We start from the raw sequence: 18,329 nt of genomic DNA, 5'->3' as shown, positions 1-18,329 counted from the left end.
TCTGGGTATAAAGCAATGTTCATCATTAACACTCCAACTACTTTATAATGAGATTATGTAAACAAAAAACCTGCCGAAGCAGGTTTTTATTGATAAGCGTAAGTAGCTAATGCTATTTATGCGCAGAATAAATCATGTTAGAACAAGGCACTTCACAACGACGTTTAGTGTTTCTTAAACGAGTTGTGAAGTAACGAAGTTATCACTGATTTAGGCAAGCATAAATTACATCATTCCACCCATGCCGCCCATTCCACCCATGCCGCCCATATCAGGCATTGCAGGTGCACCAGAATCTTTAGCAGGAAGGTCAGTGATCATACATTCAGTTGTTAGCATTAACCCCGCAACAGATGCAGCAAATTGTAATGCGCTACGAGTTACTTTAGTTGGGTCAAGAATACCCATTTCTAACATGTCGCCGTAAGTACTGTTACCAGCATTGTAACCGTAGTTACCTTTACCATTACGTACTTCGTTTAATACTACTGAGGCTTCATCACCACAGTTAGTCACGATTTGACGAAGTGGAGATTCCATCGCACGAAGCGCAACTTTAATACCGTGAGTTTGGTCTTCGTTAGCACCTTCTAAGTTTTTAATTGCGTCAGCAACGCGAACTAAAGCAACACCACCACCAGCAACTACGCCTTCTTCAACCGCAGCACGTGTTGCATGTAATGCATCTTCAACACGGTCTTTTTTCTCTTTCATTGCCATTTCAGTAGCAGCACCAATTTTAATTACAGCAACACCGCCAGCTAATTTAGCTAAACGTTCTTGTAATTTTTCAGTGTCGTATTCTGAAGTTGAGTCTTGAATTTGGCCACGAATTTGAGCAACACGGGCTTGAATATCAGCGTCTTCACCAATACCGTCAATGATAGTGGTGTTGTCTTTAGTGATAACAACACGTTTAGCTTGACCTAAATCTTCTAATGTTGCTTTTTCAAGCTCCATACCAATTTCTTCTGAAATTACGGTACCGGCTGTTAAGGTAGCGATGTCTTGTAACATTGCTTTACGACGGTCACCAAAACCAGGCGCTTTAACCGCTGCCACTTTAACAATACCGCGCATGTTGTTTACAACTAAAGTAGCTAAGGCTTCACCTTCAACATCTTCAGCAATAATTAATAGTGGCTTACCCGCTTTAGCAACACCTTCTAATGTTGATAATAATTCACGAATGTTCGAGATTTTTTTATCAACTAATAAAATGAATGGATTTTCTAATTCAACACTGCCATTTTCTTGGTTGGTCATAAAGTAAGGTGACAAGTAACCACGGTCGAATTGCATACCTTCAACTACGTCTAATTCATCAGTTAACGCTTGACCTTCTTCAACAGTAATAACACCTTCTGTGCCTACTTTATCCATTGCTGTAGCAATGATTTGACCAACACTTGCGTCAGAGTTTGCAGAGATAGTACCTACTTGCTCAATTGCTTTGTTGTCAGTACATTCTTGAGAAATTTTCTTTAATTCTTCAACAGCAGCAATTACAGCTTGGTCAATACCACGTTTTAAATCCATTGGATTCATACCCGCAGCAATTGATTTTAAACCTTCAGTTACAATTGATTGTGCTAAAACAGTAGCAGTAGTTGTACCGTCACCCGCTTCATCATTAGCTTTAGACGCAACGTCTTTAACCATTTGTGCGCCCATGTTTTCGAATTTATCTTCTAATTCGATTTCTTTCGCAACAGAAACACCATCTTTAGTAATTGATGGACCACCAAATGATTTGTCTAATAAAACGTTACGACCTTTTGGCCCTAAGGTTACTTTAACTGCGTTAGCTAAAATGTTAACACCGTTAAGCATTTTAACGCGTGCGTCTGTACCAAATAATATATCTTTTGCCATGTTCTTAAATTCCTATAATGGGTTTTCTAAACACTGCTTATTGATTTGAAAAATTTTAATTCAAATAATAAGCAATGAATTAAAATTTGATTATTCTACAATCGCTAAAATATCGCCTTCGCTAAGGATCAATACTTCTTCACCATCAATTTTTTCAGTTTTAACACCATAACCTTCACTGAAAATAACTTGGTCGCCAACTTTTACGTCTAAAGCGCGAACGTCGCCATTTTCTAATAAGCGGCCATTTCCAACTGCGATGACTTCACCGCGAGTTGATTTTTCAGCAGCGCTACCCGTTAATACAATACCGCCAGCAGACTTTGACTCTACTTCTTTACGTTTGATGATTACGCGATCGTGTAATGGACGAATGCTCATTTATCTTCTCCGATAATATGTTTGGATTAAAAATTTTAGTTGTTCAATAGATAAGGACTTATTTTGGCAAAACAAGTCCTGAGTTGAAGTTTTTTACTCTTTTCGCTCAAATTCACCTTCAATGGTGTTACCTTGATTAAGGTTGTTAGATTTAGGTTCAACATAATCAGCATTTGGCTGATTCACACTATGACTGGTATGAAAACTAAAATGACTATTGGCGCGAGGGTTATTTGCCATATGTTGCTGAACATTTTTAATTAACACTTGCCTAAATTGCGGCACTAACAACAACAAGCCAAAAGCGTCGGTAACAAAACCAGGGGTAATTAATAAAACACCTGCAATCATTAATAAAAAGCCAGCAACAATTTCATCTGACGGCATTTCACCTGCGGCCATTTTATTTTGCACTGATTGCATGGTTGATAAACCTTGTTGGCGAACATTTTTCGCGCCAAGCCATGCCGTAATGATAACAATACCAACCGTAGGCCATGCACCTAATAATGCGCCTACTTGCATTAAAACGGCAATTTCGATGATCGGAATGACAATAAATAGAAAAAATAACACACGAAACATAATAGCTCCTAAGCTGTTCATTGAAACAAATATGAGGGTGAACGGGTCTTTTTCAACTCAGTTAAACAAATTGACTTTAGCTTTGTTACTTTTAATGTGTAAGATAATGTGCGCAAATGCTTATTTAGATCGTTTACGTATTGATTTTACCTTAAAATAAATACGCCAATTTAAGCTTAATTTAAGTTACGCCAAGTAAATTAAAGCTGTTTCATTTTGTTTAGAAATATTTACCCGTTAACTAAAAGAAGTACACCATGAAAAAAACCTTATTATTACTTTCGCTTATCTTTACCACGCTGTTGCCGTTATCAATCATGGCAACAGAGTCGTTATTTGATAATTCTGATATTTTTTTAAGTAATGAAGATGAGTTTTTAAAAGTTGATGAAGCCTTTATTTTTGATTTTCATCAACAAGATAAAAAATTAACCGTTAGTTTTAATATTAAAGACGGTTATTACCTATATCAGCACCAATTCAAATTTACGCCAGAAAATGCAGACATATCGCCAGTTCAATTACCTAAAGGAATTGAACACAATGATGAATATTTTGGCATTCAAGAAATTTTTCCAAGCTCAATTGAAATTCCGATTGAAGTGAACGCGACAGGCGATAACCCAAGTTTGGTTATTCGTTATCAAGGTTGTGCCAAAAAAGGGCTCTGTTACCCGCCAACAACAAAAACGATCCCACTTGATCCTGTTAATAATGCAAATAATGCGACTAACAATGATGTGTTAGCGGACTTAACCACAACCTCAGTTGCCAATGATCAGCCAGAGAACAAACAAAGTGAGCAATTTGAATTAGCTGATATGTTAGCGGGCGATAGCTTATTTTTAACATTAATTGCTTTTTTTCTTGGTGGCTTATTATTGTCTTTCACACCTTGTGTTTTTCCTATGTATCCTATTTTAACGGGGATTATTGTTGGCCAAGGAGATAAATTATCAACCAAGCGTGCGTTCAGCTTATCGTTCTTTTATGTGCAAGGCATGGCAATTACTTATACGATTTTAGGGATTGTTGTTGCGCTAGCGGGCGCGCAGTTTCAGGCAATGTTTCAACACCCTGCGGTATTAATTGTGTTGAGTGTTTTGTTTATCTTTTTAGCTTTATCGATGTTTGGCCTATTTAATTTAGCCTTACCGTCAAGCTGGCAAAATAAACTCAATAATATTAGTAATAATCAAAAAGGTGGCTCTTATGGCGGCGTTATCGCTATGGGTGCTATTTCAGGTTTAGTAGCCTCCCCTTGTACAACAGCACCACTTACTGGCGCATTAATTTTTATTGCTGATAGTGGTGATATTTTAACAGGTGCCTCGGCTTTATATGCCTTAAGTTTAGGCATGGGCTTACCATTATTAGTATTAGGTAGTTCAGGTGGAAAAATATTACCTAAAGCCGGTAACTGGATGAACATTATTAAAAATATTTTTGGCTTATTGTTATTAGCCGTACCGGTATTTTTATTAGAACGCTTTATTCCTGCCGCAGCTACCCAAGCATTATGGGCGTTATTAGCATTAGCCGCAGGGAGTTATTTTTATGTGGCAAATCAACAAAGCAGTAATAAAAACTTTGCTTATGGTCTCCGTTTTGCGTTGATTTTTATCATGTTATTTTTTGGTGCGAATAAATTATACCAAACGGTTTTCCCAAGCCCAGTAATTCAGCAACATAGCACGCAGCATCAAAGTTTTATTAAAGTAAATAACTTAACCGAGCTAAATCAAGCCATTGCAACCGCCAATGCTGAAGGTAAAACCGTGATGTTAGATTTATATGCTGACTGGTGTATTGCTTGTAAAGAATTTGAGGAGCTCACTTTTCCAAAAGAAAATGTGCAAAACGCCTTAAGTAATACCGTTTTATTGCAAATTGATTTAACCGACACTGGCAGTCAAACGAGTATTGAAATTATGGAGCATTTTGATGTTTTTGGTTTACCGTCAATTCTATTTTTTGATTTATCAGGTAATGAATTAACCCAAATGCGCGTTACTGGCTTTAAAGATGCAGAGCAATTTACTGCGCACATTACTCAGTTTTTATAAAGTACGTTATACGGATTGATAGTACTCACATAACGCTGAGTACTATCAAACCTGCCAATTAATCGGTGCTTTTCCGAGATCAGTTAATATCTTATTAATTTTTGAAAAGTGCCGACAACCAAAAAAACCACGATACGCTGATAACGGTGAAGGGTGTGGCCCTTTTATAACAAAGTGTTTGTCGGTATTAATGTTTTTGCCTTTTTTATGTGCGTGCGAACCCCATAGAATAAAGATAATATTTTCACCTTGCTCATTTAACTTAGCAATCACTTTATCGGTAAACTGCTCCCAACCTAAATGCTTATGAGAATGCGCTTTCCCTTCTTCTACCGTTAATACAGTATTTAATAACAATACCCCTTGTTCGGCCCATGATTGCAAATAACCATGTACGGGTATTTCAAAGCCCTCAATATCTTGTGCAAGTTCTTTATAAATATTAACTAATGACGGGGGAATTTTAACCTCAGGCAATACTGAAAAACATAAACCATGGGCTTGATTAGCGCCGTGATAAGGATCTTGTCCTAGAATAACCACGTTTACTTGTTCGAAAGGGGTAGAGGTAAATGCGTTAAATACATCATTTTCAGGTGGATAAACCGTAACTCCGCTTGCACGTTGCTCGTTAATATAAGCTAACGTGTTTTTTAAATAATCTTGCTGCTGTTCTTGAGTAATAAAGGCTAACCAATCATTCATAGTATTTAAGGTCATGAGTTTTTTAAGGTCATTAGTGTTTAAAGTAATAGGCGAACGCTACTTTAATTCAGCTCCCCTTAAATTACTACTCCACTGAACTAATACCATTACGTTTGTGATCTTGTTGTGCGTAGGAAAAATAAATCATGGCAAGGCGTTTAATTAAGCAATAGCTGGCAATTGGAATTGAAAGCAACGCAGCCATGGAATATTTTAACCCGCACAAGTGGGCAATAATTTAATGAAATTGCTATAAGCCAACAACTACACTTGGTTGATTGCTGATGATTCTTTGGTTTTCCAATAGCCATTGGCAATATACTTAGCAACAAAATCAAATAACTCAGCTTCAGGGATCGGCTTAGAAAAATAATATCCCTGAATAATATCGCAGTTATGTTCAGTTAAAGAACGTAGTTGAGCGCTACTTTCTACCCCTTCAGCAACCACAATTAATTCTAAGTTTTTCACCATAGCAATCGTGGATAAAATAATTTGATGATCTGCTTTGTTTTCCAACATGCCAAAAACAAAGCTTTTATCAATTTTTATCACATCAACCGGCATTTTTTTAAGGTAACTCAATGATGAATAACCTGTGCCAAAATCATCAATAGCAAAACTAAAACCAAGCATTTTTAGTTCATTCATCACAGCAATAGTATGGTTAATATCTTTTACTAACGTTTGCTCAGTCAGCTCTAATTCAAAATGCCGTGGTGATAATTTAAACTCAGTTAATAAACGCTCAAAATAACTTTTTAAATTAGGATCAACAAACTGTCCTGCTGATAAGTTTATCGCGATCCGCAAGTCTTTGTGACCTAAACCAATAAACACCGTCATTAATTCAAAACAACGTCTGATCACCCAATAACCAAGCTCGATCATATGTTCAGAGTTTTCTAAAATAGGAATAAAATCATCAGGTGATATCATGCCTCGTTCAGGATGTTTCCAACGAAGTAAAGCCTCAAAACCATAGAGTTTTTGATCTTTGGCAGAAATTTGCGGCTGCAAACTTAAACTAAATTGCTCTTTTATTAACGCTTGCCGTACTTCATTCTCCATAAAAACACGATGCGCTACTCGTTGATACATATCTGCATGATAAACATGATATTGAGCACCACCATGATCTTTAGCTTCGTACATAGCAATATCTGCAAAACTAATTAATGAATCGGCTTTTAACTCGGCATGATCAGACACCACAATGCCTATGCTGGTAGAAACATAAAATAAGCTGGAATCGATTTTAATGGGTTCTCGAAATTTATCTAAGATGGTATTTGCGATAGTTTCAACGTCGCTTAAATGTGATATTTTATTCAAAATAACCACAAACTCATCACCACCAAAACGACACGCAAGATCAATCGGGCGAATACTTAATCGTATTCGGTTAGCCGCTTCAATCAACAAACGATCACCTTCACTATGACCATGACTGTCGTTAACCTTTTTAAAATCATCAAGATCTAAAAAAAGTACCGCTATTTTATGATCACTATAAACCAGCTTAGCAACCTCTTTTTTAAGTTCAAAATTAAGCATATTGCGATTCGGCAAACCAGTCAGCAAATCATACATAGCTATATTTTCGAGCTCTTTGGTTTTTTGTTCGACCTGTAAATTAAGCTTTTCTAACTCAACACTTAATTCACCACTTGAGTTTGCCAAAACATCAAATTCATCTTCAAACAAACCGTTTGAGGTTAAATCTATTTCTCTAAATTGTGTAAATTCTTTACGTGCTAACATAGGCAAAGCACGTGACAAGGTTAAAAGTTTCGACGTAAATGGGCTAATAATAAAATAAATCAGCACGGCGACCGCAATAAACACAACAAAAATAGACAATAAAAATTGGTCACGATTGCGGTTATTCTGTTGTTTTAATTGGGTAACATCTTCAACTAATGCTAAGCGATAAAAGGCATCATTCGATTCAGCTAAGAGTAATAAATTCATTAAATAAAAATGGTTATTTATTTCAACTAACTTCCCTTGCTGAGCTTTTATCGCAAAGGTTAACGCTGATTGTTTTTGAGCTAGCAGTTGTTTGGTTAATTCAGCATTCGTTGTTGATATTACGCCAACGTCTGATGATTCTACACTACCAAGTTTTGGCTCTTTAAATATCGCGATATCATGTTTTAACAGGGTATTTAATGAATATAAAATATCCACTAGCGACGCTGTTAAGGTAACAACCGCTATTTCACCATCAAAGTTTAATAACGGAATGGAAATAACTTGTAAACAACTGTTTTGGCAATAAATTTCTTCTACCGGCTGCTGTTTCGCTAAAACCTGTTTGGTATTAGTTAACACTAAACTTGTTACTGGCGCTGTTTGAAAAAGCACATCACCTGACTGAATAAGCCAAAGTTGTTCAATATTAAAGTGCATTTGCAAACCATTATATTGTTTAGCCAATGACTTTGAAAAAGTTTGAAAATCACCTTTATCTTGTAATTGGTTAATGTCAGAAAAAGACTCTAACCAAGCTGATAATTGTGATTTTAATTGACCAAGGTGCTGGTCAAAAAGTTGCTGCTCTTTTACTAATCTTTCAATTTGATGCTGCTGAAACTCACCTTCTAAGCGGGTTAATGAATGCCAAGAGTAACCCGCACTAATAATTAACAAAATAGTTAAGATAAGAAAAAGTAACTTACTCGGCACACTAATAAATAATTTCATAAGCGTTAAAACCAATACATTAATTGTAGTGCGGTGAGCTGCCAGTGTTCCTGGGGATTATTGGTGGGATCCGGAATAATTAATGGCGTCAGGCGTGCGGTGCCTTGCACCCAATGATGTTCAAATTGTAATTTTAAATTAAAATCAAAATGATAAGTCAGACCAAGCGTTACATCATGCTGAAAACCAAAATAATAAGGCACAGCTCCAAACGTTGATGCCGCCAATTGATTACCACTTTTGTCATTTTTATCGGCAAAGTATCTTTCGTACCGAGCTAACAATTGAATGTCTTGTGTTACTTTATATTCACTTTGAAGATAACCACCTTGGCCAGTTGTTGGGCGTGAAAACTCTGGAAATAACAAACCGGTTAAGGCCATTTTTTCCTGTAATAATTCCGCACTCAGTGACCACTTTTCACCAAAATATTCAGCATTAAGGTAAAAACGTTGTAAATCAATTTCGCCATTGTCATAAATATCATCCAATGCACTTTCGTATTTAAATCTGGCATCGGTTAAGGCAAAACCAAACCGCCAAGGTAAGGCAACCGGCCGCCAATAGATACTAGCTTGTAAATCAGCATCATGTTTTAAACGCCCTTTGGTTTTTGGGTCAACAATGCTTCGGGTATCACCTGTAGGAATTGGCGCTTTTGAAGAGCTAATGGTGAGATCAATTTCACCGATATTTTCTGACGCGTATTTATTTGAAAAGGCAATGCCATCACCACCTACCGACATATCTCGAGTACCATCAAAATAAACGGATTGTGGTAAAATAATACTTGGTCTTGTCATCGGCACATCTCGAGTGCTTGAATACAACCAATGGTAGTTTTTAATCCGGCCAATATATAAATGGCTTTGATTTTTTTCGCTGTTATAAAAATTCCAATCCGCTAATAAATAATCAACTCGTAAGCCTTCATCAAAACGGTTGCCACCATTTAAATAAACCGCCTGACCAGCAAAACGTAAGCTATCACTCAATTGATAAGAAAAATTTAACCCTAACTCCGTCAAATCAAAAGTAAGTTCATCATCTTCAATAACGAAGTTACTGCCTTTGTTTTGCACCACTCCTTGAGCGATAAAACCATGCACCTGAAATTCATCGGCTAATGCTTTTGTCCCAACGGTAAAAAATACCACGTACAAAATAAGTAAATAGTATGGTTTATTTACGGGCTTTGCTTTTTTACTCGGTAATTTTAATAACATTAAAGTTATCTCCCTGCCCTACTTTATCAATATAGCCAATAGCTCCTGGTGTATTCATAACCGCCGTTTTCAGTTCAGATATCGAATTAACAATAACCGGCATTTCCCCTAAACCCGAATAAATGAGTTTTCGCCAAATTCGATCTAATTGATAAGGAAATATTTTTAGAATTTCTTTACTAAATTCTTGATGAAGTTCTGAATTACTTGCAAGCGCATAAACAACTATTTTTTGACCATCCTGCCAAACTGTTTGCCGCATAGTATAAATTTGACGAATTTGATAAGTGGTGAGAGCAGAAGTGGCTATATTTTTATCGTGAACAATAACCTCCACAGCATTAACACGGAAAAATGCCGTAAAAAGTAACACCAATAAAAAAACGCTTAACTTATTAATAGAAAATTCCTTTTATTGTTTCGCACGTGAGCTGTACGCGACAAAATCCTAATAGAATGTTTTCCTAGTTTAATTAAGGCTACCTCAAAAAACTAAGCTCTGCTATTTAAAGTTTAGTTTAAATTTCTTGAGAAACAATATTAACTGATTAGACCACTAAGTTGCTGCTAATTTCTTCGAAATCACGATAATATTGCAAAAAGTTGAAAGAATAATAAAAAAAAGTGTTTTCAGCTATTCCCGAATGGTTATTTTTTTATTATCATGGCTAAATTACTACTTAAATGGTTTTTCACAGAAAATGACAGCAATTTATAACATTTTAGTGTTAAATGGCCCCAATTTAAATATGTTAGGTAAAAGAGAGCCTAATGTTTATGGTCATCAAACACTTGAGCAGATCATTGCTGACTTATCTCAACAGGCTAACGAAAGAAATGTTCACTTAAGCCATTTACAATCAAATGCCGAGTTTGAGCTTATTGATGCTATTCATCAAGCATTTGAAAAAGTAGATTTTATTATTATCAATCCAGCAGCATTTACTCATACTAGTGTTGCTCTGCGTGATGCACTACTTGCCGTTAACATCCCTTTTATTGAAGTACATTTATCTAATGTACATGCTCGGGAAGCATTTCGACATCATTCATATTTATCAGACAAAGCTCAAGGCGTAATTTGCGGCTTAGGCGCTCAAGGTTATTCGTTTGCTCTAGAGGCCGCGATTAACCAACTTAACAATTAATTTACACAAAAAAATAAGGTGTACTAAATGGACATTCGTAAAATTAAAAAACTCATTGAACTTGTTGAAGAATCAGGCATTAATGAGTTAGAAATATCTGAAGGTGAAGAATCAGTACGCATTAGCCGTGGTGGTCAAGTGGTAGCAGCACCAACATATGCGCCAGCACCAGTGCAATCTGCTCCAGCTCCGGCAGCACCTGCAGCTGCTCCAGCTTCAGCACCATCAGCACCGGCGGCAATTAGTGGTCATGTTGTTCGTTCACCAATGGTTGGTACTTTCTATACGGCTTCTTCTCCTGATGCTCCGGCATTTGTTGAAGTTGGTCAGCATGTAAATGCTGGTGATACTTTATGTATCGTAGAAGCAATGAAAATGATGAATCAAATTGAAGCTGATAAGTCTGGTGTCATTAAAGAAATTTTAGTTCAAAACGAAGATGCTATTGAATTTGACCAACCGCTATTCATCATTGAATAAGCCCAAACAAACAAGGGGCATTCTATGTTAGAAAAAGTACTTATCGCAAACCGAGGCGAAATTGCATTGCGTATTTTACGTGCATGTAAAGAGCTTGGTATAAAAACTGTTGCTGTGCATTCAACAGCAGATAAAAATTTAAAGCATGTATTGTTAGCCGATGAAACCATTTGTATTGGTAAACCTTCAGCGCTAGACAGCTATTTAAATATTCCGCGTATTATTACCGCAGCTGAAGTGACTAATGCGTCAGCTATTCATCCTGGTTATGGCTTCTTAGCTGAAAATGCCGACTTTGCCGAACAGGTTGAAAATTCAGGTTTTGCTTTTATTGGGCCAAAAGCCGAAAGCATCCGCTTGATGGGTGATAAAGTTTCAGCGATCAAAGCTATGAAAGAAGCTGGTGTACCGTGTGTACCAGGTTCTGACGGGCCATTAACTGATGATGATGCTGCTAATATTGCACATGGTCGTCGTATTGGTTATCCCGTGATCATTAAAGCCTCTGGTGGCGGTGGTGGTCGTGGTATGCGTGTTGTTCGTGAAGAAAGCGAACTTATTAACGCGATCCAATTAACCAAAAATGAAGCCCGTTCAACCTTCAATAACGACATGGTTTACATGGAAAAATTCCTTGAAAATCCTCGTCACGTTGAAATACAAGTACTTGCTGATGGTCAAGGTAATGCTATTCATTTAGCTGAGCGTGACTGTTCAATGCAACGTCGTCATCAAAAAGTTGTTGAAGAAGCACCTGCACCAGGTATTACACCTGAATTACGTGCTGAAATTGGTGAACGTTGTTGTAATGCGTGTAATAAAATTAATTACCGTGGTGCTGGTACCTTTGAATTTTTATTTGAAAATGGTGAGTTTTATTTCATTGAAATGAATACCCGTATTCAAGTAGAGCATCCGGTAACTGAAATGATCACGGGTGTTGATTTAATCAAAGAACAACTTCGTGTTGCTTCTGGCATGAAATTAACCATCAAGCAATCAGACATTGACGTTAAAGGTCATGCAATTGAATGTCGTATTAACGCTGAAGATCCTCGTACTTTTATTCCTTCGCCAGGAAAAATCACCCGTTTCCACCCTGCTGGTGGTATGGGCGTTCGTTGGGATTCTCATATTTATACCGACTATTCAGTTCCGCCACATTACGACTCAATGATCGGTAAGTTAATTACTTACGGTGAAAGTCGTGAAGTAGCCATCGCTCGCATGAAAAATGCGCTTGATGAATTAGTAATTGACGGTATCAAAACCAATATTGCATTGCACAAAGATATCTTAAACGATAAAGGCTTTGTTGATGGCGGTGCTAACATTCATTATTTAGAGAAAATGTTAGCCGAGCAAGAATAACAAGCCAAACTACGAAAAAAGTGGTATTGTACTATCTATTAAAGCCCCTTAGCTGTTTAAATGAATAAGCTTTAAGGGGCTTTTTTTATAACAATAAAAAAATTCATATAAATGATATAGTCGATATGCGTTCAGAAATTATTACCACTAACAGTCACGTCCAAAATAAGCAGTTTAAAGCACTTATTCTTGGTCGTATCATGATAATCTCAGTAATATTCACCTTATTTTTTGCTATCTTAGACACCTTAAAAATCAATTATATTGGTGATGTACAGCGTATAAATAATTATTTGCACGCCGCTTTTGTATTGCCCGCTTATTTTTTATTTAAACATAGAAAAATGAGTTTAACTTGTGCTTCTCATTATTTTTTGCTGTTTTGTTTTATTACTTCTATTACCGCACTACTCTTTGCTGATAATGACGCTTTCCGTGCAATCTGGTTCTTTCTTTCAACCATGATTTCTTTTATATTTGTTGGTAAAAAATATGGAAATTTGTACGGCTATTGCTCTTTTGTTTTTATTGCCGTTGCGGGCTTTTATTTTGAAAGTAATTTAAATGCCGAGTCTATTTTAAGTATTTTAATTAGTTTTTTAGTACTCATTTTAGTAATGTCAGCTTATACCGGTCAAATGGAAAAACACTTAGATCATATCGAACAAATACAGCAAGAACTTTATTATTTAGCCAATAAATCAGATATATCCAATTCGTTAAGCTCTAATGAACACGCCCTTACTGTTGAGCAAATGCTAAAAAATGCACAGGAACTAAATTCTGACTTTTCACTGATCTACGTTGATATTGAAAATTTTGATGAATTAAAAAGTCACTTCGATAATTATTTTATTGTTGATATTAAAAACAAGTTAAACCACATCTTAAAAGCCTTAGTCAGTTCATCTGATATTGTCTCTACCATTAATAACGACTTACTTTATATCGCAGTACCTAATCGCGATTGCGTAAGCATAAAACACTTAGTAGAAAAAATTTATCACTATATTCGTGACCATGGTTTGCAAGTTAATGGTCAGCAAATTGAGCTAAAACTTTGTATTTCAGTAACCACCTTACAAAAAAATGATACCGGCATTCGTGCCTTACATATCCGAGCCGATAAAGGCTTGATGAAAGCGAAAGCTATGGGTGGAGAGCAAATCGTCTTTGTTGATATGTAATACCAATTTCATTAAATTATTGCCCTCTTGTGCGGGTTACAATATTCCATGGCTGCGTTGCTTTCAATCCCAGTAACCAGCTATTGCTAAATCAAGCGCCTTGCCATGATTTATTTTTCCTACGCACAACAAAATCACAAGCTTAATTTAATTGCAATACGCCACCCTTGGATGGGGAATACCATTCCGTATAAAGTAGAACGGTGTTTGAATCAAAACTGAGGCTCACTATTGGCGCTCAAATTTTCCTTATCCTAAGAAAAACATCACTCCAGAATAAAAAACATCAAAACCATCTGTATTTCATATTGTTATGATAATTTTTTATCCTGCGTTCAAGTTAAAAAACTTTCTCCCTAACTCAACTCACATGAATAAAACTTGACATAAATCAAGAAAGTTTTACAATTTTCAGTAATTACTGAAAATTCAAAAGAGACAGAAAATGAAAGTTACACCTATGACTCAATCGCTTATTTTACATTTTGGTGAAATGGGCTCGCGCTGGGGGTTAAATCGAACGTTAGGACAAATGTACGCATTAATTGTGCTAACCGAAGCTCCACTCAATGCTGATCAAATTAGTGATGCCCTGCAAATTTCACGTTCAAATGTCAGCATGGGCTTAAAAGAATTAAAAGCTTGGAATTTAATCAAGCTTCAACATATTCAAGGAGATCGCAAAGAGTATTTCACGGCCCCTGAAGATATTTGGGAAATTGCCCGCACTTTGGTAATAGAGCGTCGTAAACGAGAACTTGATCCAACATTGACAACAATGCGCGATGCCCTCATGGCTGAACCAACCAATAGTACAGACGAATACGCTCAACAGCGTGTCAAAGAAATGCATGACTTAATGGAGATGTTCACCTTGTGGTCAAATGAGCTACAAAACATGTCTTCTGAAAAGCTATCTGCTCTCTTAAAACTAGGTGAAGGCATCAGCAAAATTTTAGATGTTAAAGACAAGTTATTAATGAAGTAATTGCCATTTCGGCTTTCGTAACTACATACCGCCGAACCGATAAATAACAAGTTCATTTAATCACTGATTTACTCAGTTATTATGATATTGAACGAGGGTCAAAAAATGTTAGATATTGCACTATCACAAGCACATGAAACAAGTTTTATACTTTCGCGTATACAGTTTGCCGCCAATATTAGCTTCCATATTTTATTTCCAACCATCAACATCGCTTTGTGTTGGGTACTGTTGTTTTTTAAAGTGCGTTTTAATCAAACTGGCGATGATAATTGGCTACGTATCTATCGTTTTTGGGTGCGAATTTTTGCCCTAACCTTTGCAATAGGTGTTGTGAGCGGTATTACCATGTCTTTTCAGTTTGGCACTAACTGGCCTGGCTATATGGAAACCGTTGGCAATATTGCGGGGCCATTACTTGGTTACGAAGTTATGACAGCCTTCTTTTTAGAGGCTTCATTTTTATCCATTATGTTATTTGGTATGGAACGTGTTTCTAATCGTGTTCACACCATCGCCACCTTATTAGTTGCTATTGGTACCAGCTTATCAGCCTTTTGGATTCTAGCATTAGATTCTTGGATGCAAACACCAGCAGGCTTTGAAATGATCGACGGCGTTGCTTATGTTACCGATTGGTGGCAAGTAATTTTTAATCCTTCTATGCCTTATCGATTAATGCACATGGTACTAGCTTCAGGCTTAACTACAGCATTTTTTATTGCCGGCATCTCAGCTTACCGAATCCTTAAAGGTGATAAGAAAAACTCCGCTAAAATGGCTTTTAAATTCGCAATAACATTAGCCGCCATATTAATCCCTATACAAATATTGGTTGGGGATATGCATGGTTTAAATACCTTTAAACATCAACCTGCGAAAGTAGCAGCTATGGAAGGAGTTTGGCAAACGGAATCAGGCGTGCCACTTTTATTATTTGCACTACCTGATGAAAAAGCACGAAAAAATCACGCTGAAGTTGCTATACCTAACATCGCCAGCCTCATTTTAACTCATGAGTTTGATGGTGAGATCAAGGGGCTAAACGACTTTATGGGGGAGCATCCCCCCGTTGCTCCGGTATTTTTTAGTTTTCGGATCATGTTAGCTATGGGGATGTTGATGTTGTTCTTTTCATACCTTGCTTGTTATCAATTATTTTATAAAAAGCAATATCCCACTTGGTTGTTAAAAAGTGCGGTATTAATGACCTTTTCTGGCTGGATTGCCACACTCGCCGGCTGGTATGTTACCGAAATTGGCCGACAACCTTATTTAGTTACCGGTGTTTTAAAAACAAGAGATGCTGTAACGCAAGTACCTCCTGAAAACATTAGTATTTCGTTAGCAATCTACTTATCGCTATATGCTTTTTTACTATTTGCTTACATTAAAACCTTATTTGTTATGGCTAACCGCGCGGTAAAACTAGAAGCTGAGAACTTAACCATTAATAAAATGGCTGACAACGACAACACAACGTCAGAATCTTTAGGAGCAACAAAATGAATGAACTAACACAAGGCTATGATTGGTTGCCGGTAGTATTTATTGTTTTGATGGGCATTTCATTTTTAGTTTATGCCATTTTAGATGGTTATGATCTTGGGGTTGGTGTGTTACTTCCTTTCGGTGATGAGCGCTCAGGTAACTTGAATCAAAATCAGCGAGACAAAATGATCTACTCCATAGGACCTTTTTGGGATGCCAATGAAACTTGGTTAGTGCTTGCAATTGGCTTATTGTTGATTGCATTTCCAAAAGCTCATTCCATTATTTTTCAAGCGCTATATTTACCTACCGCCTTAATGTTAGCGGGTTTAATTTTACGTGGTGTTTCCTTTGATTTTAGAACCAAAGCGCCAAGCACAGAAAAACACAAATGGGATCTCGCCTTTAAGTTTGGTTCGTTACTGGCAACACTCAGCCAAGGCTATATGCTAGGACGTTTTGTTACCGGTTTTGATGATGGCATTATTGGTATAAGCTTTGCCATTTTAGCTAGCATTTGTGTAACGGCTGGTTATTGTTTTGTTGGCTCAGCTTGGCTGGTGATGAAAACCGAGGGCGAATTGCAAAAACGTGCAGCTAAGTGGGCAACGTATAGCAATATTTTTATGATGCTGGGAATTATTTCTGTGTGTATTGCCAACTTAATGATGGACGTTGTATTGATGGATAAATGGCTCGGTTTTCCACAAGTATTTATTTTAGTGCCTATTACCATGTTATTCGCTTTTACTTTTGTCTCAGTGCACCTGTACTTAAAGCGAGTACCACTAACTGATGATATAGCATGCTGGTACCCATTTATGTCAGCGATTATTATGTTTACCGTTTGCTTTTGTGGCTTAGCTTATAGTTTTTATCCTTATGTTGTACCTAATCAAATGACAATATTTGAAGCAGCAAGTAGCCGAGAATCATTAAAAGTTATTTTTTATGGGGCTGTTATTGTGCTACCCATGATCATTGGTTACACCATCTTTGCTTACAAAGTGTTTAGCGGTAAAACCTCAAAGCTAAATTATTAATGAATAAATGGCGCATAAATAGAAGATTAAAATAACTCGCAATTGCCTACTATGCGAACACCTTTAGTTTTTGTTAGAATACGCGCCATTAACCGCTTACTACCACTCTACCGTCAATAGAGTATGAAATTAGAGAGACATTTATGCCAGCTTATGCCGTAGGACACAAAGTTCCTGATTCAGATTCAATTTGTTCAGCTATTGCGTTATCGTATTTAAAAACGTCAATTGGTGAAGAAACTGTACCAGCACGTTTAGGTGAGTTATCACCTGAAACATTATTTATTTTAGATAAATTTGGTTTTGAACAACCAGAGCTAAAATTAAGTTATGCCGGTGAAGAAATTTACGTTGTTGATCATTCAGACAAAATTCAAGGCCCTGATGATATTGATGACGCCACTATTTTAGGCATTATTGATCATCACAAACTCGGCGATATCACAACCTCAACACCATTAGAGTGTTGGATCCGCCCAGTAGGTTGTACGAATACCATTATTAAAATGATGTATGATTTCCACAATGTTGAAATTCCTAAAAACATTGCAGGTGCCATGATGTGTGCCATTTTAAGTGACACGGTTATTTTTAAATCACCAACTTGTACAACGGCGGATATTAAATGTGTTGAAGCCTTAGCTGAAATTGCCGGTATTGAAGATCCTAAAGCTTTAGGCATGGAAATGTTCAAAGTTAAGTCTGCGGTTGAAGGTACACCAATTCGTGACTTAGTCATGCGTGACTTTAAAGACTTTAACATGGGTGGTAAAAAAGTGGGTATTGGCCAATTAGAAGTTATTGACCTAGCAATTTTTGACGCTATGAAAGATGACTTACATGCTGATCTTGCCGCGCTTAAAACGGAAGGTGAACGTCATAGTGTGATGTTGTTATTAACCGACATTATGAAAGAAGGCTCTGAAGTTTTATTTGTTAGTGATGACGAAAACTTAACCGAAAAAGCTTACGGCTCAGCCAGTGTTGATGGCCGTGTTTGGATCGACGGTATTATGAGTCGTAAAAAACAAGTGGTGCCACCACTACAAGAATACTTAGCGTAACCGTTTAAAA

Annotated in this window: 16 protein-coding genes; 9 read left to right on the top strand and 7 right to left on the bottom strand. The window is 36.8% G+C overall.

Annotated features, from left to right (window positions below; translation table 11 throughout):
* Positions 1 to 225 precede the first annotated feature (225 nt).
* From groL to ACSLUO_RS01345, 3 genes are all read right to left on the bottom strand, one after another.
* Positions 226 to 1,875, bottom strand: a complete 1,650-nt coding sequence (gene groL / locus ACSLUO_RS01355; RefSeq protein WP_448245520.1) for a chaperonin GroEL — start codon at positions 1,873 to 1,875, stop codon at positions 226 to 228.
* Positions 1,876 to 1,965: 90 nt separating this feature from the next.
* Positions 1,966 to 2,256, bottom strand: coding sequence for a co-chaperone GroES (locus ACSLUO_RS01350; RefSeq protein ID WP_448245519.1), 291 nt, complete (start codon positions 2,254 to 2,256; stop codon positions 1,966 to 1,968).
* Between the two features lie 93 nt (positions 2,257 to 2,349).
* Positions 2,350 to 2,841: an FxsA family protein gene (locus ACSLUO_RS01345; protein WP_448245518.1), complete on the bottom strand. Its 492-nt coding sequence runs from the start codon at positions 2,839 to 2,841 to the stop codon at positions 2,350 to 2,352.
* A 257-nt stretch (positions 2,842 to 3,098) separates the two neighbouring features.
* Between ACSLUO_RS01345 and ACSLUO_RS01340 the strand changes: the two genes are divergently transcribed.
* Positions 3,099 to 4,907: a protein-disulfide reductase DsbD gene (locus tag ACSLUO_RS01340; RefSeq protein WP_448245517.1), complete on the top strand. Its 1,809-nt coding sequence runs from the start codon at positions 3,099 to 3,101 to the stop codon at positions 4,905 to 4,907.
* A 45-nt stretch (positions 4,908 to 4,952) separates the two neighbouring features.
* Here the strand turns inward: ACSLUO_RS01340 and ung are convergent, their stop codons facing one another.
* The 4 genes from ung to ACSLUO_RS01320 form a co-directional block, all read right to left on the bottom strand.
* Positions 4,953 to 5,612 carry a uracil-DNA glycosylase gene (gene ung / locus ACSLUO_RS01335; RefSeq protein ID WP_448246154.1) on the bottom strand — a complete coding sequence of 220 codons (660 nt, stop codon included), beginning with the start codon at positions 5,610 to 5,612 and terminating at the stop codon, positions 4,953 to 4,955.
* Positions 5,613 to 5,876: 264 nt separating this feature from the next.
* The gene (locus ACSLUO_RS01330; RefSeq protein ID WP_448245516.1) at positions 5,877 to 8,321 is read right to left on the bottom strand and encodes a putative bifunctional diguanylate cyclase/phosphodiesterase; all 2,445 of its coding nucleotides are present in this window, start codon (positions 8,319 to 8,321) and stop codon (positions 5,877 to 5,879) included.
* Between the two features lie 5 nt (positions 8,322 to 8,326).
* On the bottom strand, positions 8,327 to 9,547 hold the full coding sequence (locus ACSLUO_RS01325) for a hypothetical protein (RefSeq protein WP_448245515.1): 1,221 nt from the start codon (positions 9,545 to 9,547) through the stop codon (positions 8,327 to 8,329).
* Complete coding sequence (locus ACSLUO_RS01320; RefSeq protein ID WP_448245514.1) at positions 9,525 to 9,920, bottom strand: type 2 periplasmic-binding domain-containing protein; 396 nt, start codon at positions 9,918 to 9,920, stop codon at positions 9,525 to 9,527. Before ACSLUO_RS01320 ends, ACSLUO_RS01325 begins: the two co-directional genes overlap by 23 nt.
* 328 nt (positions 9,921 to 10,248) lie before the next feature.
* On the opposite strand from ACSLUO_RS01320, the gene aroQ reads away from it, so the two are divergent.
* From aroQ to ACSLUO_RS01280, 8 genes are all read left to right on the top strand, one after another.
* The gene (gene aroQ, locus ACSLUO_RS01315) at positions 10,249 to 10,695 is read left to right on the top strand and encodes a type II 3-dehydroquinate dehydratase (RefSeq protein ID WP_448245513.1); all 447 of its coding nucleotides are present in this window, start codon (positions 10,249 to 10,251) and stop codon (positions 10,693 to 10,695) included.
* 27 nt (positions 10,696 to 10,722) lie between these two features.
* Entirely contained in the window at positions 10,723 to 11,175 is a 453-nt protein-coding gene (gene accB / locus ACSLUO_RS01310) for an acetyl-CoA carboxylase biotin carboxyl carrier protein (RefSeq protein ID WP_448245512.1), read from the top strand.
* A 24-nt stretch (positions 11,176 to 11,199) separates the two neighbouring features.
* Entirely contained in the window at positions 11,200 to 12,546 is a 1,347-nt protein-coding gene (gene accC / locus ACSLUO_RS01305) for an acetyl-CoA carboxylase biotin carboxylase subunit (RefSeq protein ID WP_448245511.1), read from the top strand.
* A 125-nt stretch (positions 12,547 to 12,671) separates the two neighbouring features.
* Positions 12,672 to 13,733 (top strand): GGDEF domain-containing protein, encoded by a 1,062-nt coding sequence (locus ACSLUO_RS01300; protein ID WP_448245510.1) that lies wholly within the window; start codon positions 12,672 to 12,674, stop codon positions 13,731 to 13,733.
* Between the two features lie 445 nt (positions 13,734 to 14,178).
* Positions 14,179 to 14,721: a GbsR/MarR family transcriptional regulator gene (locus tag ACSLUO_RS01295; protein WP_448245509.1), complete on the top strand. Its 543-nt coding sequence runs from the start codon at positions 14,179 to 14,181 to the stop codon at positions 14,719 to 14,721.
* Positions 14,722 to 14,826: 105 nt separating this feature from the next.
* On the top strand, positions 14,827 to 16,230 hold the full coding sequence (locus tag ACSLUO_RS01290) for a cytochrome ubiquinol oxidase subunit I (protein ID WP_448245508.1): 1,404 nt from the start codon (positions 14,827 to 14,829) through the stop codon (positions 16,228 to 16,230).
* Positions 16,227 to 17,255 carry a cytochrome d ubiquinol oxidase subunit II gene (gene cydB / locus ACSLUO_RS01285; protein ID WP_448245507.1) on the top strand — a complete coding sequence of 343 codons (1,029 nt, stop codon included), beginning with the start codon at positions 16,227 to 16,229 and terminating at the stop codon, positions 17,253 to 17,255. Before ACSLUO_RS01290 ends, cydB begins: the two co-directional genes overlap by 4 nt.
* Positions 17,256 to 17,398: 143 nt before the next feature.
* Positions 17,399 to 18,319: a manganese-dependent inorganic pyrophosphatase gene (locus ACSLUO_RS01280; protein WP_448245506.1), complete on the top strand. Its 921-nt coding sequence runs from the start codon at positions 17,399 to 17,401 to the stop codon at positions 18,317 to 18,319.
* The last annotated feature ends 10 nt before the right edge of the window (positions 18,320 to 18,329 follow it).

It is taken from the genome of Thalassotalea agariperforans, from assembly GCF_053470345.1.
The sequence above is the reverse complement of the archived record's forward strand: the minus strand, read 5'-3'. Positions and strand labels throughout refer to the sequence as shown.

What these genes read in the sequence shown, in the direction of transcription:
- ung (WP_448246154.1), bottom strand. Translation starts at nt 5,612, where the DNA reads ATGAATGATTGGTTAGCCTTTATTACTCAAGAACAGCAGCAAGATTAT.
- ACSLUO_RS01290 (WP_448245508.1), top strand. Translation starts at nt 14,827, where the DNA reads ATGTTAGATATTGCACTATCACAAGCACATGAAACAAGTTTTATACTT.
- ACSLUO_RS01350 (WP_448245519.1), bottom strand. Translation starts at nt 2,256, where the DNA reads ATGAGCATTCGTCCATTACACGATCGCGTAATCATCAAACGTAAAGAA.
- ACSLUO_RS01340 (WP_448245517.1), top strand. Translation starts at nt 3,099, where the DNA reads ATGAAAAAAACCTTATTATTACTTTCGCTTATCTTTACCACGCTGTTG.
- ACSLUO_RS01295 (WP_448245509.1), top strand. Translation starts at nt 14,179, where the DNA reads ATGAAAGTTACACCTATGACTCAATCGCTTATTTTACATTTTGGTGAA.
- aroQ (WP_448245513.1), top strand. Translation starts at nt 10,249, where the DNA reads ATGACAGCAATTTATAACATTTTAGTGTTAAATGGCCCCAATTTAAAT.
- accC (WP_448245511.1), top strand. Translation starts at nt 11,200, where the DNA reads ATGTTAGAAAAAGTACTTATCGCAAACCGAGGCGAAATTGCATTGCGT.
- cydB (WP_448245507.1), top strand. Translation starts at nt 16,227, where the DNA reads ATGAATGAACTAACACAAGGCTATGATTGGTTGCCGGTAGTATTTATT.
- groL (WP_448245520.1), bottom strand. Translation starts at nt 1,875, where the DNA reads ATGGCAAAAGATATATTATTTGGTACAGACGCACGCGTTAAAATGCTT.
- ACSLUO_RS01300 (WP_448245510.1), top strand. Translation starts at nt 12,672, where the DNA reads ATGCGTTCAGAAATTATTACCACTAACAGTCACGTCCAAAATAAGCAG.
- ACSLUO_RS01330 (WP_448245516.1), bottom strand. Translation starts at nt 8,321, where the DNA reads ATGAAATTATTTATTAGTGTGCCGAGTAAGTTACTTTTTCTTATCTTA.
- ACSLUO_RS01345 (WP_448245518.1), bottom strand. Translation starts at nt 2,841, where the DNA reads ATGTTTCGTGTGTTATTTTTTCTATTTATTGTCATTCCGATCATCGAA.
- accB (WP_448245512.1), top strand. Translation starts at nt 10,723, where the DNA reads ATGGACATTCGTAAAATTAAAAAACTCATTGAACTTGTTGAAGAATCA.
- ACSLUO_RS01325 (WP_448245515.1), bottom strand. Translation starts at nt 9,547, where the DNA reads ATGTTATTAAAATTACCGAGTAAAAAAGCAAAGCCCGTAAATAAACCA.
- ACSLUO_RS01280 (WP_448245506.1), top strand. Translation starts at nt 17,399, where the DNA reads ATGCCAGCTTATGCCGTAGGACACAAAGTTCCTGATTCAGATTCAATT.